This window comes from Halalkalibacter lacteus (genome assembly GCF_036663595.1).
GTDB lineage: Bacteria > Bacillota > Bacilli > Bacillales > Bacillaceae_D > Halalkalibacter > Halalkalibacter lacteus.
Genome location: NZ_JAWRVL010000008.1, coordinates 62,817 through 77,315, shown reverse-complemented (window position 1 = coordinate 77,315; position 14,499 = coordinate 62,817). Strand labels below are relative to the sequence as shown.

The 14,499-nt window shown below is 34.9% G+C and carries 15 protein-coding genes; all 15 read right to left on the bottom strand.

Annotation, left to right across the window (positions count from 1 at the left end; translation table 11 throughout):
• Positions 1 to 56: 56 nt before the first annotated feature.
• Positions 57 to 623, bottom strand: a complete 567-nt coding sequence (locus tag SAZ04_RS07935) for a hypothetical protein (RefSeq protein WP_332693685.1) — start codon at positions 621 to 623, stop codon at positions 57 to 59.
• Positions 624 to 864: 241 nt separating this feature from the next.
• Positions 865 to 2,220, bottom strand: a complete 1,356-nt coding sequence (locus SAZ04_RS07930) for an ABC transporter permease (RefSeq protein ID WP_332693682.1) — start codon at positions 2,218 to 2,220, stop codon at positions 865 to 867.
• A 172-nt stretch (positions 2,221 to 2,392) separates the two neighbouring features.
• Positions 2,393 to 2,917 (bottom strand): IS21-like element helper ATPase IstB, encoded by a 525-nt coding sequence (gene istB, locus SAZ04_RS07925; protein ID WP_332693679.1) that lies wholly within the window; start codon positions 2,915 to 2,917, stop codon positions 2,393 to 2,395.
• Between the two features lie 10 nt (positions 2,918 to 2,927).
• A complete protein-coding gene (locus tag SAZ04_RS07920) occupies positions 2,928 to 3,155 on the bottom strand; it encodes an ATP-binding protein (protein WP_332693676.1) in 228 nt (75 codons plus the stop codon).
• The gene (gene istA / locus SAZ04_RS07915; protein ID WP_332693673.1) at positions 3,155 to 4,399 is read right to left on the bottom strand and encodes an IS21 family transposase; all 1,245 of its coding nucleotides are present in this window, start codon (positions 4,397 to 4,399) and stop codon (positions 3,155 to 3,157) included. The genes SAZ04_RS07920 and istA overlap by 1 nt, the downstream gene beginning before the upstream one ends.
• Complete coding sequence (locus tag SAZ04_RS07910) at positions 4,303 to 4,680, bottom strand: helix-turn-helix domain-containing protein (RefSeq protein ID WP_332693670.1); 378 nt, start codon at positions 4,678 to 4,680, stop codon at positions 4,303 to 4,305. Before SAZ04_RS07910 ends, istA begins: the two co-directional genes overlap by 97 nt.
• A gap of 157 nt (positions 4,681 to 4,837) precedes the next feature.
• Positions 4,838 to 5,776 carry an ABC transporter ATP-binding protein gene (locus SAZ04_RS07905; RefSeq protein WP_332693667.1) on the bottom strand — a complete coding sequence of 313 codons (939 nt, stop codon included), beginning with the start codon at positions 5,774 to 5,776 and terminating at the stop codon, positions 4,838 to 4,840.
• Positions 5,763 to 6,281 carry a tetratricopeptide repeat protein gene (locus SAZ04_RS07900; RefSeq protein ID WP_332693664.1) on the bottom strand — a complete coding sequence of 173 codons (519 nt, stop codon included), beginning with the start codon at positions 6,279 to 6,281 and terminating at the stop codon, positions 5,763 to 5,765. Before SAZ04_RS07900 ends, SAZ04_RS07905 begins: the two co-directional genes overlap by 14 nt.
• A gap of 28 nt (positions 6,282 to 6,309) precedes the next feature.
• Positions 6,310 to 7,662 (bottom strand): phenylacetate--CoA ligase family protein, encoded by a 1,353-nt coding sequence (locus tag SAZ04_RS07895; RefSeq protein WP_332693661.1) that lies wholly within the window; start codon positions 7,660 to 7,662, stop codon positions 6,310 to 6,312.
• Complete coding sequence (locus SAZ04_RS07890; RefSeq protein ID WP_332693658.1) at positions 7,646 to 8,503, bottom strand: class I fructose-bisphosphate aldolase; 858 nt, start codon at positions 8,501 to 8,503, stop codon at positions 7,646 to 7,648. The genes SAZ04_RS07895 and SAZ04_RS07890 overlap by 17 nt, the downstream gene beginning before the upstream one ends.
• Positions 8,504 to 8,533: 30 nt before the next feature.
• Positions 8,534 to 9,658, bottom strand: a complete 1,125-nt coding sequence (locus tag SAZ04_RS07885; RefSeq protein WP_332693655.1) for a 3-dehydroquinate synthase II domain-containing protein — start codon at positions 9,656 to 9,658, stop codon at positions 8,534 to 8,536.
• Positions 9,659 to 9,672: 14 nt separating this feature from the next.
• Positions 9,673 to 11,010: a phenylacetate--CoA ligase family protein gene (locus SAZ04_RS07880; protein ID WP_332693652.1), complete on the bottom strand. Its 1,338-nt coding sequence runs from the start codon at positions 11,008 to 11,010 to the stop codon at positions 9,673 to 9,675.
• Between the two features lie 4 nt (positions 11,011 to 11,014).
• Positions 11,015 to 11,791, bottom strand: coding sequence for an amidohydrolase family protein (locus tag SAZ04_RS07875; RefSeq protein ID WP_332693650.1), 777 nt, complete (start codon positions 11,789 to 11,791; stop codon positions 11,015 to 11,017).
• Positions 11,791 to 13,158: a phenylacetate--CoA ligase family protein gene (locus SAZ04_RS07870; protein WP_332693648.1), complete on the bottom strand. Its 1,368-nt coding sequence runs from the start codon at positions 13,156 to 13,158 to the stop codon at positions 11,791 to 11,793. Before SAZ04_RS07870 ends, SAZ04_RS07875 begins: the two co-directional genes overlap by 1 nt.
• A gap of 30 nt (positions 13,159 to 13,188) precedes the next feature.
• Complete coding sequence (locus SAZ04_RS07865) at positions 13,189 to 14,418, bottom strand: phenylacetate--CoA ligase family protein (protein WP_332693645.1); 1,230 nt, start codon at positions 14,416 to 14,418, stop codon at positions 13,189 to 13,191.
• Positions 14,419 to 14,499: the final 81 nt, after the last annotated feature.

Genomic DNA, 14,499 nt, shown 5'->3' with positions numbered 1-14,499 from the left:
CTACACTTCTGAGTTAGTTAACTATCTACTTAAAATTGTTCAATAATTCCAATTTTCTACTTTACTAATAAATTTTGTGGCTCTTTAACTTTACGTTCCATTAGGAATAATATATTTGGGTTAAAATACTCTATTAGATGAATACCTGAATGACCATTCTGTTCAAAGCTAACAACATATTCCTTAAAAGGAATGGGATCTTTACAATCAAAAACTATTTGTGTTTTTTCATTTAATAAATTTACAACATTTGTACTTTCTCTCCAACCATAATTAATAATCCGCCTAGTTGAAATAATATCCATTTCCTTTATATTACTTCCTATTCCTTCCTTTTTTTTAAAAATCTTCTCGCTTAAAGTGTCTGGTGTAAACTCTGGATATATTTTGGCATAATTATGCGAAAGAATAAATTTGGATTCTCTCGTTAAAATATGAGACTCCCTTAAGATACATTTTGTAGTTTCCCCATTCCCTAAAAGTTCATGGTCAATAGTTTGGTTAGATACAATAAGTTGTAGTCCTTCTTCTGCTAAAACTTCAAGAATATCAGTAGTACGACCGTTAGAAGTTAACAAGAGTTTAAAAATGATATCTTTATAAATATCTATTAAGTTATTCATATATTCCTCCCACTATAATTTACTATTTTCTCTCATTTACTCCTGTTTTCTCAAGATTTCATTTTTAACACAAAGAGAGAAAAAGAAGGATTTTCTCGAACTGTATAAATATGGATTTATAAGAGTGTAAGGAAAGAAAGAAAAGTACGGTTTTTCCTGTAATTCCAAAATATGATCGCATAAGGATCTATACATTCATCCTTGGGATTTTACCCTCCTTATTACGTAAGGGCTGTTCTTTTTAGTCAAACCTTAAGCGCCAGACAGCGGTAGATAAGCAAACCAACCCAAACATTAGCAGTACTAGCATATTTAGTAATACATCTGAAAAAACCATTCCTCTAACCAGTAAGTCTTGATACCCTATTAATGCCCAAGCATGGGGAGTAAACAAAGCAATTTTTTGCATAACTTCGGGCATAATAAATAGCGGGACCATTGTCCCTCCTAATGCAGCTAAAGTTAACACTGTCATCATTGAAACTCCTACTATCTGAGTCTCGGACCGTACTAAAGAAGCAATTAGCATTCCTATTGATGTACTTGCCCATGCTAAACAAAGAGAAATCCCTATTAATCCTGGAATCGAATTTCCTAGAGCCATCCCAAAGATAAGATTACCTATAGCAAACATAACGAAGCATTGTGCTAAGCTTATTAGAAAGTTTGGTATCATTTTCCCAAAAAATAAACTCCATTTTCCTATTGGCGCAGATAAAACTCTCTTGAAAGTTCCCTCATGTCTCTCATTCAAAAACGAACGCCCTGCAAACATTACGATAAAAAACACAAACATTACTGTATAACCAGGAACGTTTTGCTGAAAAGAATTCGGTGTTTCAGCTTTCTGAGAAATTCCTATATTCTCTTCAACCAATATTAGGGGCTCTCCTACTGAGTTTATAGCTTCTTCTAACAAAGACTCCCTCATTGCTCCCATGTCTACTGTATTGTCTTCAGTATCTACAGGTTCTAATTCTATAGTGGTACTAGCTGGAACACTGGCTACTAACATATTTAATTCTACTGTCAGTTCCTCGATTTTGCTTTCATAAGAACTAGTTAATTCGTTAATTCGGGTATCCAGTACAGTATTGATTTCAGAAATTTGACTATCTACCATATTTTCTATCGTAAACTGTGCAGCAAATGTACTTGAGACTCCCTCGAGTGCTTTTACTATTACAGAGCTAGTATTATATTGAGCGGGATCAATATAAGTATTTATAGTGATAGTTTCATTATTTAAAATTTTTTTTCCAAATTCGTCTGTGATAATGACGGCCATAGGATAAGTGCCTTTAAGTATTAAATCTTCTGCATCTTTTAAAGATAGTACTCCATCGTTAATCTCTGTAACTACCCTTAAACCATCTAGTTCATTAATCGTATTTATAAATTGCTTTGATTCCTTGCTCATATCATTATCAATTAATGCAATAGAAATTGTATTATCACTTCCGCCATTGTAAACTGGCATTAAAGCAAAGCTCATTACACTAATAAACATAATAGGTAATAGAAATAAAACTATAATAGCAGCTTTATCCTTAATAATTAACTTTAAGTCTTTCATTACAATAGGTAAAAATTTCATCGTAATTTCCTCCAATAATAAAGATGTTTTTGTCAATATTAAATTGAGTCATTGCGATCACTTCAAAAGTGAGCCACTTTCGGAAGTTAGATTTCCATAAGTGGGTGTATTTGGGAGTTGGGGGTTCTTGCCCCGGGGAGGGGCAAGAACCCCCAACTCCGTCGCCCGTTTACTACTCCTGATCATTTTCTTCTTTTTGCTTCATACTTTGCCTGAATCGATAAGATGGGCCATTCATAAGAAGAATATGTGATCGGTGAGTAAGGCGATCTAGTAATGCTGCTGTCATCTTCTCGTCACCGAATACATCGGTCCATTCAGTAAATTCAAGGTTTGTTGTGATAATTACGCTTGCGCGTTCATACCTACTCGAAAAAAATTGAAACAATAACTCCGCTCCTGTCTTAGAAAAAGGGATATAGCCTAACTCATCTACGATGATCACATCATATTTGAGCCACTTTCTTTCAAAGGATCCTAATTTATGCTCTTCATTTGCCATTAATAACTCTTCTACTAATTCAGAAGCTGTAATAAATTTCGTTTTATAACCTCTTTGAACCATTTCTATCCCGATACCTGTTGCTAAGTGCGACTTCCCAGTACCACTATTCCCGAGAAAGATAATATTCTCTTTATTTTCTATAAAACCACCTTTTGCTAAAGTTAAAAACCGATTGCGATTCAAACTTGGCATTAGACTAAAATCATAGGTATCTAGGCGTTTTGTGGACAGGAAAAGATGCTTGTTTTAATAACCGTTGTTTTTGTTTTTCTTCTCTAACTTGAGATTCCGCTTCTAGTAATGCCAATAAATACTGTTCATAACCTAAATTTCGTTCCTCTGCCTCTCTAGCGAGCGAACGGTATTGGTTACCAACTGTAGGCATTCTTAACTGTTTCGTTAAATGGTCTAATAGAAGTTCTGTTGTCATTAACTCTTACCTCCCGTTAATTGTTCATACTGAGCTACATTTGACTTTTGAATCTTATAGTCAAGTAAACTTGTTGGCGTTTTTTCTTTTGAGAGATCCTGAATCCTAAAGTTGTTATTTAATAGTCTTTGGATGTTTTCATGTACAACTTCATAACGATAGACTTGGTTTTGTTCAGCCTGCTGTAAGGCTAATGTTAACTTTTCTATTCCGATCTCGCGATGAAGAAGCAGGAGCCTTATAAACTTCCGATCTCCTATTGATCCTTCTTGTTCTCTCATCTTACGATGAAAACGCCTGAACACATCTGGGATGTCAGATGATTGAAATGCATGGGCATCTCGAATAGCACGAGGTTTTTGAATTAATGCTTCCAGGTAATGATCTAATATTGTAATCATTTGATTCCGTTCGTTAGAACGTCGGTGCTCAGCGATCACTTGATTTTGAGCCATTACGATCACTCGATCGACAAAAATTTTTGCCCACACTGCTTGACCTACATAACTACAGGGGACAGAATACTGATTTGTTTCAATAGTAATTAAAGAGGTTTTATTGACCTGACACGAAACCAATTTACAAGCTTCAAACCTTTGTTCAGGCAGAGGATGGAGATACTCCTTTTCCTTTCCCCACATGTCGGCTACTGTTTCTTTTTTGTAGGGAACTTTTTTGTGTTCAGCTTCCTTTAAGCACCACTCTAAAAGATAGCTATTTAGCTCCTCTAACGATTGAGCTTCTGGTAATGGGACAAATGCTTTCCTTCTTATGTACCCAACCGTACCTTCAACACGACCTTTTTCATTTCCTGATCGTACATTACAAAACTCTGCTTTAAATAGATAGTGTGCTTGTAAAGCTAGAAAAGATTCCTGTTCCAAGCGATCTCTTCCCTGTAGTATCTTGTTTACAGCTGTTTTTAAGTTATCAAATAATCCTTCTGCCGGAACACCACCAAAAAACTCAAACGCATGAACAAAACCATCTAAAAAAGCCTCTTGTTTTTCGTGTATATACGCTCTCACAAACCGTACGCGGCTTGCAGAGAGTTGCATACAAAATAGGTAAATGCGAAGTGTTCGACCCTGTAGAATAATATCCGCCTCTCCCCAGTCGAATTGGAATTGGTGGCCGAGTTGAAAATCTAATGGAATAAAGACTTCTTGTAGTTTTTTTCGGCGTTTGGCAACAATCTTCCGAATGTTAGATTCAGAACCTTTGAACTCATATTCCTCAACCAATCTTTCATAGATTCTTGCTGCTGTGTGTTTTTGCTTTCCCCACGTTTTTGATCGTCTTCAAGCCATTCATCAATTATAGACAATACCCGTTTGGTTTCATCTGAATACTCTTTAGTTGCGTAGGTTTGTTGCCGTAAAATTGTTGTAGGGACCTGATCTTGTTTAAGATATTTACTAACAGTATTTCTAGCAATTCCTAGTCTTTTTGAAATCTGTCTCTGAGACAGACCTTCAACCTCTTTTAAGAATTTGATATCATGGAATTGAGTCATATCGATCATCCTTTTAATCCTCTCTCTATATGTAGATAGTTTGGTCACTTTCTATCATAAGAGAGGTTAGTATAATTGGAAATCATGTGGCTCATTTTTTATGTGATCGAATTCCTTAAAAGTGGCTCAATTTTAGATTATCAAATACAAAAGAGCCTACTTTTGCTTACTCCCTTAATTCTTTACCAGTTAAGTGTAAAAATAATGTTTCTAGCGTAGGAGGCATTGTGTTAATAGAGTTTACTTTTATATTATTAGAATTCAAGGAATTCATAATTATTTGAAGGGCATCCTGTGTATCTGTAACAATAATTCCCAACTTATCGTTATTCTGCATGCTACTAATTACACAATCGTGATGCTCTATAATTTCTTTAGTTGATGTGGCTAAAGCAGTTGACTCTAAATGGAGCTCTAATATTCCCCCATGTAATTTTTTTAATAGCTCATTCGTTTTACCATACTCAATAATGCATCCACAATCTAAAATGGCAATCGTATCACATAAGCTTGTCGCTTCCTCCATGTAATGTGTTGTGTAAATAATAGTCTTCTTTTGTTTCTTAAGCAGAGTTATTAATTCATATATCTTGTTTCTAGATTGCGGGTCAATTCCTACTGTCGGTTCATCCATAAACACTACAAGAGGGTCGTGGAGAAGAGCCGCTGCAATATTAATTCTTCGCTTCATACCACCTGAATAGTTTTTAATGGGTTCATGAGCCCTATCTTCTAATCCTACTAATTTTAAAATCCACTTTACTTTTTCTTTTAAATCTTTTCTCTTCAAACCATACAGAGCCCCAAAGAATTTTAAGTTGTCATACGCACTTAACTCTTGGTATAAAGCAATTTCTTGAGGTACTACTCCAATTAATTTTTTTATGTCTGAAGTGTTCTTTTCAATATCTAGGTTGTTTATAGTTATTTGCCCAGAAAATGTCGACATCTGGGCGCTTAATATTGAAATTAACGTTGTTTTGCCAGCCCCATTAGGACCTAATAAACCAAAGACTTCACCTTCTTCAATAGAAAAGTTAACTCCTTTAATGACATGATTTTCCCCGAAATGTTTTTCGATTTTAGTTACTTTAACTATTTCCATTACTAACACTCCTGTTTACCAAGCCTAATTGTTGTTGAATAAGAAGATGATTAGGAGACAATGTTTGACCATGATCCAGGGCGTCTTTAGCTTTTGTGAACTCTTTTGTTTGAATATAAGCAAGCCCTAAGCCATAATATAAGTCCGCATCCTGAACTCCTCTTTCAATACAATAGAGAAATTCTCCAATAGCTTTACTAGGATTACCGCCGAATTCCTTAGGGGTTTTAATTAGTCTCAAGCCATTAACCCTTCTCGCAACAGTTGAATCGGGACTTAACTTTAACGCTATTGCTATCTCTTTTTCTAATTGGGGAAAATATTTAATCCTATCCATAAAACCCCCATTTTCCATTAACTTTCCGTAACTAGCAGCTAAAAATGCATGAGCTTCACCATTATTAGGGTCTAATTTAATTGCAGATTGAAAATATTTCTTTGCGGCTATATAATCGTCTTCCAATAAGTTCTTTTTGCCGGTGTTTAATAGTTCAGTTGCGTTCATAAGACTGACTCCACCCTTACATTGAGTTTTAATTATTAAACAAAATTCTTGTTGCCTTTCCAAATGTTCTAGGAATGTCCTTAAAATTAACGTTAAAAGGTACAGGAAATATAGAATTCATGTGCTTTTCAACTTTTTCTTTTAACTCATCGTTGCTAATAGTAGGATTTGGTTCAATTTCAATAGTTACTTTATTATCTGTTCCAATCACAAAGTGATACCACAGCCCTACTTCTTCAATTTCTAAAAGAAAATTTTCTAAAATAAATGGAGAGTATAATTCACCATCAATGTTCACTTGACTTTCTAGTCGTCCTCTCAGTTGCAGAATATCCATTTTACAACCGCAAGCACATTCTGATTTTTCTAGATATCCAATATCACCTGTTCGATAACGGATCATTGGCATTCCTTCACGAAGCAATGTCGTAACCACTAGCTCACCAGTTTGACCATAATCTAATACCTCATCTCCACCTACCTCCACAATCTCAACCCTCACATGGCCTTCAGCTATGTGATAACCGTTATGTTCTTTGCACTCTATACCAATAACACCGCACTCTGTAGAACCATAAAAGAAAGATACTTTGCATCCCCATAGTTTTTCTAACCGATTTCTAAAAGAATAGGAACAACCTTCTCCAGTCAAAATAATTCTCTTAAGACCCATATCCTTTTTTAGATCAATGCCTAGTTGTTGACTCTCTTCTGCAAGAAGTGCTGCATAGGAAGGCGTCGTAGCTAAGACTGTAGCTCCAAATTCGTTCATAAGTTCTAATGATTTATCTACGGGTGCCATGTAACCACCCTTACCTAACGATAGAACGGTTGATCCAAATGAAAATTGGAAGAGTCTTTGGAATCCAAGCCCTGGTAAAGCGAATTCGTAAGGCAAGGCTACTGCACATATATCGTTTTCGTTCTCTGGAAATAAGTGAGTATATTTCGGTAGTAATTCATAGATGTATTGATCAGCTAATGTGAACGATGTGTATATTGGCTTACCTGTAGTTCCGGAAGTTACATGGACTTGTCCAATTTGCTTAGGATTAACACAGAGAATTTTACTTCTATCTCCTCTTATCATATCTTTTTGAAGAAATGGTAGTTGAGAGAGATGGGTTATGTTAAGCAACTTATTGAATGTGACACCTTTCATTTTAAAGGAGTCTTGATAGTGGGAATTATTTGTTAAAGCATGTTCTAAAAGCATATTTAATGCGGATAATTGATAGTTTTCAATCGTTTCCTTAGGCAAGGCATCAAACGAAAACCCTGCTTCCTCTATCTCTTCAAAAAAGCTTAATAGAGGTTCGTAGCAAATTTCCTCATCGATATTAACAACCATTTTGCGCGAAAATTTATGTACTTGTAACACTGTAATTTATCCTCCTTATTTCTGAACCATCTAGCTGCTCACAAATTTCAAGATAAATATCAAGGGCATCATTGGGTTTTACAAAATCGTGAACTAGACTTGATAGTGCCAATGACATTGCGCGGGGATTCTTATCTTCAAATATATTACGACCAATAGATATCCCACGTGCCCCAACTTGAATAGATTCATAAATTTGATTAAAAATATTTAAAGTATTATCAGATTTCTCTCCTCCAGATATAAGGACAGGTATATCAAATGCATCAACGGCTTCTTTCATTTTTTCTTGGTTGCCAGCATATTTAACTTTTACAATATCTGAACCTAATTCACCCGCTACCCTTACAGCATGTGCTATAGCATTCTTATTTGGATTTAAGCTATCATCTTCATCAAAAACGTTCATCATGGCTAATACAGGAAGTCCCCATTTATAAGCTTCGTCACACACCAACCCTAAGTCTTTTAACATTGTTGGTTCCTCAGCTACTCCCAAATTTACATGTACAGAAATGCCAGTGACTCCGATTCTAAGCCCATGCTCAATAGTAGAAACTATTTGTTTGAACTCCCCGTTATATACAAAGTTAGTAGAAGCTGAAAGATGAAGAATATAATCAATATTCCTAGTGTTTTCAATATTTTGTAAGGCATAATTAATTGTTCCTTTATGAGCAACAACCGCTTGGAAGTTACTTTCTGCAACAACCTTGACCAAATTTGGAATATCGGTTAAACCCATTAATGGACCTAAAGTAGTCCCGTGGTCGATAGGGAAAAAGATGGAATTCTTTGATACAGGATTAATTAATCTATTCATTCGGAGAGCCTTATTCACGACATTCCACCTCATTTTAAGATAGTTTTTTTAGTTTTCTGTTATCTTTTCCTTTATTTTGACCCCTACATGCCTTCCTGGCTCACATTCATAAGCTAAAACTTCGTCGCCAACTTCGAAGGTAGTAGCATTCTTAGGCTGCCCATCACCATCGAATATCCTAATGTGCCAATCATCTTGAACAATAGTATTTATTTTTCTTCCATCATATTCAGCTTCTATAAGCAGAAGTGGTCTGACTTCGATTTTTATTCTACCTATATTAACTGCTCTTGCATTTCCGTTAATATCAATTACTGAAACTTTTTCTCCTACTTTTAAATCTGTAATATACTCTGTTGTATCATCCGGACACCAGACATAACTATGAACTGCTCCGGCATTTACTCGAAAAGGTCTAGTATTCATGTAAGGTAAATAATGTGTCTCGCTACATACCAGCAGTCCCCCGCTTGACGTAGAACCAATTATCATGGCTTCTTCCTTTGTCAATAAACTTGTTGTATCAATACAAGCACGCTCTCCAGGTCCTAGATGAGTTACTCTTGAAACTTTAGCTTTTACAACGGGAAGCGATGTCTTTTTATTTTCTTCAATAACTGTATTTAACTGGAAAACATCTTCTGTTTTGCCTGTGTCAAACAAAAATCCATCACACCCTACTTCCATAACTTCTTTAGAAACAACAGCATCACTAATTGCTTGGACGTATTTAATAATAACTACATCTTTTGGTTGAAGCTTTGCAATAACTAGTTCTAATGGAATGTTTGTTTCATCCTTAAATTCAACTATTAAATATGAATAATTCCCGCCTTCTATACACGCTTTCATCATGGACTCTTCATCATCAATATATATATATATACCTATTTCAAAATTTGCTTCTTTGGCTCTGTTCAGAACATCAATGTCCTTAGAGACTATAATTATCTTGCCATTTTCTCCATCAAGCTTTTCAAAACAATCCTCTAATTCTACTAAGGAATTTACTAAAATAGCTATGTTCATTCGTGCAGAGTGTATAAATTCCTTAACTTGATGAGCATGATACAGTATTCCGTTAAAATTATTAGATTGATTAACTTTTAGAATAATATCTTCTAAATTGCTATAATTACTCCTTGCATCGTACCAAATAATCCTTTTTTTCATCGTTATTCCTCCTGTTACTCAAACCATACTCTTTTTATTTTTCCTGGGTTCCTCTTTACCTCTTTAACGACTTGTACCTTGCATTCCATGTTTATATGAAATTCAAGAGATGTGCTAACTTGCTCTTGCAATAATTCAATATCAACTTCTTGGTCAAAAGGCTCTACCTCAACAATTAATCGTTCTTCTTTAACAATAAATCGGTACCAGTTCCCAACACCCTCAACCTGCATTAAAATGTTTTCAAGGTAAACTGGCGAGAATTCTCCTGAAGCAATCTTAATTTGTTCAATATTTCTACCTCTTAGGTATAGTTTCGGTAGATTAACACCACAAGTACAACCACTCTCATCAATAAATCCAATATCACCCGTTCTAAATCTAATTAGTGGCATACCTTCTCTTAATAAAGTAGTAATGACAATCTCGCCCTGTTGACCTACCTCTAATGGTTCTAGGGTTTCTGGATCTATAATTTCAAGATACAGATGGCCATCAGCAACGTGGAACCCATCTTGCTCTTCACATTCAAGTCCAACAAGCATAGCCTCTAAAGATCCAAATAATATTGTGGATGTACAACCCCAAATTTCCTCAATTCTTTTTCTAAAATAATGAGAGGTTCCTTCACCAGTTAAAAATATATGTTTAATCTTTAAATCATTTTGAACATCAATATTTAGTACTTTTGCTTCTTCATATAAAACAATGGCATAAGATGGTGTTGTTACAAGTACTTCAGCTTCCCAATCCATCATAAAATGGAGAGCAATGTCTGGGTCTGAATATGCCCCCCCTTTTCCAATTGGTAGAATAGTACAATTTAACAGGTGCTGAAACTCGTGATGGAATGTGAGTGCTGAGGAACTCATTTCGTAAGGGAGCATATTAGCAACGACTAAATTTTTTACTTTACTCATTAACTTTGGATACTTTGGTGCAAAGTAATAAGAGTATAATTCATCCATTGTATGGCCAATATAACTTGGTTTAGACCCAGTCGTTCCAGTAGATTTACAGATATATGCAAGTTTCTTTTTAGTTAAAATATCCTTATAACTCTCCCTTAGGTCATCTTTTGTTAGGAAAGGGATATAACGATAATTCTCAATGTCAAAAGTAATGTCGGAGCTATAACCAGAAGCTTGTAGTCTATCACGATAAAAAGGATTATTCTCCCAGACATAGCGAAGTAAGTGATTTAATGAAAATTCATGAAAATCTCTGACTTCTTCTCTTTCCATCGACTCAATAGAACGTCCTTCTTCTTCTAAACCATTGAACCAGCGTTTAATACTCTGTAAGTGAAACTCACCATTTTTAATAGTGAGTAAATCTTTTACTGTTAACATATATCTACCTTACCTCCACTTCTTTTTTGATTAAGTGAAGTATATTTTTACTAAAAATGTAATCTTTTTTATCATCCGAGATTGGTAATCTTTCAATTTTCACTTTTTCTACATAAGGATCGGATAAAGGAAACTCGGAACCGAAAATCACTTTTTCATGACCGCACTTTTCTACAGCAGTTTCAATAGTTAGGTAATTGGCAGAAGATGTCTCAAGAAAAACATTTTTCATTTTAGCCGATAATTCAATGGCTTCAATATCAAATGGTCCAAAGCCCATGTGTCCTATAATGAATGTAGTTTCTTTAAATTCACTAGCTAATCTCCCAACTGCTGCAGTACTTGCGCTGGCATGAAAAAGTGTATGTGTATAGTATGGAATATTTAATTGTCCACATAAATCAGCTAGAGCTTTAGAAGTCTTTCCTAGTAAGGAAAACTGATGAACCATTGGAGCAAGCTTCAATCCAATTAAGCCTTGACTAATATAGAATTCGAGTTGCTCTAATACCTTATCAGCCTTATTATTAGGATTTACATTACAGAAACCGTAAAAAATATCTGAATAATGTTTTACCAAACTTAAAACATAATCATTGTTTGCATCTGGCTTCTCAGGTTTATCCTTTCCAATAACATAATTTGTCATTTTCCTTACATCCACCATTCCACCAGGAAATAAAATCGTTTTGTCAACCTTTGAATAAGTCATTGTTTCGATTAACTTTTCAACACTAATGTAAGGTAATTCAGCAATATGAGCATGGCCATCTATAATCATTATTTTTTCTCTCCTTTAAAAAAGACTCGATTAACTTTCGAATATTGTCTTTCTATGTTGTTAGATATTCTAACTTCACAAACTACACCGGCAGAGCTATACATATGTCTCTTCACATTTTCTATTAATTCTTCTTCATCTACGCCTATTGGATTTTCAATCTCAATGGTTAATTCCTCTTCTTCTATCACGAATGTAAACCATAAACCGACTTCAGGAATCATTAATAAAAAGTGCTCCAACAAAATAGGAGAATAATCTACTCCCTCAATTATGAAAGTTGATCCTTTCCTTCCTCTAAGATGTAACCTCTTTAATTTATTTCTAGCGTTTTCTGATGGCTCTTGTAAGAAACCTATATCCCCAGTCTTATATCTAATAAAAGGCATTGCTTCTCTTAAAAGGGTAGTGATGACAATTTCCCCAACCTCTCCATCCTCAATTGGTTGTCCATTATCATTAATAATTTCCACTAATACATTTCCATCTAAAACCTGATAGCCATCTTCGACGTTGCTTTGTATCCCAACTAAGCCACATTCTGTCGAACCGTAAATCTGATGGATCTCACAATTCCAAATTTCTTTTAATCTAGTAATGAACTGAGGAGAACATCCTTCTCCAGTAAGCATTAGTTTTCTAACTTGAATTTCTTTCCCTATGCTTAGTCCCACCTTTTCAATCTGTTCAGCCAGTAGGGCAGCATAAGAAGGGGTTGTAATAATAATAGAAATTTTAAATTGTTGAATGGCATCAACCGTCTTATCTAGTGGAGCCATGTACCCTCCTTTCCCTAATGAAACTATTGCTGCTCCAAAAATAAATTGATAAAGTCTGTGAAACCCTAAAGCAGGTTGTGCAAATTCATAGGGTAAAGCTATTCCTACAACGTCTGAGGAAGAGTCTCCTTCGTATAGAGTGGGGTATGAGGGTATAGCATCATGGTAGTATTGGTCTGCAAGGGTAAGAGCATTATATATCGGCTTACCTGTAGTACCTGATGTAAGGTGATATTGAGTGATTTTTAAGTGGTCTACGGATAAGAGAAGGTCCCTATTACCTTTTAACTGGTCTTTCTCAAGAAAGGGTATCTTTTCAATATCTTTTTTGTGGGCAATGTGAGGTTGTGTAAATCCATTTTCTATTAATTTTTCGCGGTAGTAATTATTATTGTCCCAAACATATTCTAATAACAAATTAATTGCCATTAAGTAATACTCGTCTTTGTGCTGTTGATTTAATGTTTCAATGTTTTTTCCTTGACTATGTATTTCATTAAAAAATTGATTAAGTTTAGCAAAGACTAAGCTTTCTAAGGTTCCATTAAACATACTAGATTTTGCTTGTGTTGTAGGTGAAAAATCCAATTCTCTGGTCCTCCCTTAAAAATATTCGAGTTATTGTATTGTTTTTTCGATATAAACTGGTTTTCGACTAGTATCGTTATTGAGCAGCATTGAAGTATCAAAAAGTTGTTTATCTAGAGTTAGATCTATTTTTCCGGGTATATCAATTTTTTCTGTTAGAAATTCTAATATCGCTCCCTTCGTTTGGTGTAAATCCTCATTGTATTGCATAAATATTTCAATCCCGTAATCCTTTTCTTGTACCTTCCAGGCAATCGGGATTTGTTCCAAAGAATAAATGACTTCTTGAAAGTCGTATAAACTAAGAGTTTTACTGCCATATGATAAGCAGTCCTTTAAACGTCCATAATGACGAACTTCTAAATGGTTAGATCCGCACTTGCAATTAGTATTATGGAGAGAGACTAAATCTTCACTGACGTATCTCAATAAAGGTGAACCTTGGTTTGTAAGTGTTGTAATTACAGCAACACCTTTCTCTCCAATTTTCTTTTCTTGATTTAGATCCTCATCGTAAACCTCTATAAGGTAGTTTTCTTCAGATAAATGAAGAACGCCATACTCACACATTTTTGCGATATTCCCCGTTTCTGTTGACCCATATAAATTGTATATAGGTTTTCCCCACTGCTTTTCTAAATATGCTTTTCTACAAGGAGATAATAGTTCGCCAGCTACCAATATCCCTCTCAAGTTAGGAAGAGCATCATGTAAGTTAAGAGATAATTGTGATGCTGTTTCCGCTAACAATTCTAATTCTCTAGGAATACCCGCAAAGACAGTTGCTTTTAACTCTGTCATTAGTTCCAATACTTTAGTGTATGTAGCAACAGTATTTCTACTACTTGCTGGTATAACAGCAGCATTTTTATAATACGCAGCTTGAAGTACAAGAAAAGCTGGGACATATAAGGAAAAAGGAAACCTAATTAATATCAAATCATCTTCGTTTAGTTTAATACCAGAGGCTGCAATCTCTTTGCCACCAGTCTCTAAGTCATTTTTGGTATACCACGAAGTAGACGGAATTCCAGTTGTCCCTGAGGACTCGTGATAATGACTTATGAACTTCGCTTCTACAGCCAATAAATCAAATTTTGAAGCTCTTCTTAATTCTTCCTTAGTAGTAAAGGGAATATCTTTTATAGAATGAGGTCTACTTATCTCAATTAATTTCTTTTGGTAGAAAGGAGATTTCTTTATTTTCCCTAGCAAAATAGGCAATTCGGCATTTGTTCTTTTTATCAAATATGTGCTCATACTTCCACCTCCAATTTCCCCCGTAACAATATTACCATTTTAGTAAAAATTTAAATTTCAGTATATTTTTTACTTTTTAAG

Excerpts from the sequence above, each read along its gene's own strand:
- SAZ04_RS07935 (WP_332693685.1), bottom strand. The coding sequence starts at position 623 with ATGAATAACTTAATAGATATTTATAAAGATATCATTTTTAAACTCTTG.
- SAZ04_RS07930 (WP_332693682.1), bottom strand. The coding sequence starts at position 2,220 with ATGAAATTTTTACCTATTGTAATGAAAGACTTAAAGTTAATTATTAAG.
- istB (WP_332693679.1), bottom strand. The coding sequence starts at position 2,917 with ATGCCAAGTTTGAATCGCAATCGGTTTTTAACTTTAGCAAAAGGTGGT.
- SAZ04_RS07920 (WP_332693676.1), bottom strand. The coding sequence starts at position 3,155 with ATGACAACAGAACTTCTATTAGACCATTTAACGAAACAGTTAAGAATG.
- SAZ04_RS07910 (WP_332693670.1), bottom strand. The coding sequence starts at position 4,680 with ATGATCGATATGACTCAATTCCATGATATCAAATTCTTAAAAGAGGTT.
- SAZ04_RS07905 (WP_332693667.1), bottom strand. The coding sequence starts at position 5,776 with ATGGAAATAGTTAAAGTAACTAAAATCGAAAAACATTTCGGGGAAAAT.
- SAZ04_RS07900 (WP_332693664.1), bottom strand. The coding sequence starts at position 6,281 with ATGAACGCAACTGAACTATTAAACACCGGCAAAAAGAACTTATTGGAA.
- SAZ04_RS07885 (WP_332693655.1), bottom strand. The coding sequence starts at position 9,658 with ATGAAAAAAAGGATTATTTGGTACGATGCAAGGAGTAATTATAGCAAT.
- SAZ04_RS07880 (WP_332693652.1), bottom strand. The coding sequence starts at position 11,010 with ATGTTAACAGTAAAAGATTTACTCACTATTAAAAATGGTGAGTTTCAC.
- SAZ04_RS07875 (WP_332693650.1), bottom strand. The coding sequence starts at position 11,791 with ATGATTATAGATGGCCATGCTCATATTGCTGAATTACCTTACATTAGT.
- SAZ04_RS07865 (WP_332693645.1), bottom strand. The coding sequence starts at position 14,418 with ATGAGCACATATTTGATAAAAAGAACAAATGCCGAATTGCCTATTTTG.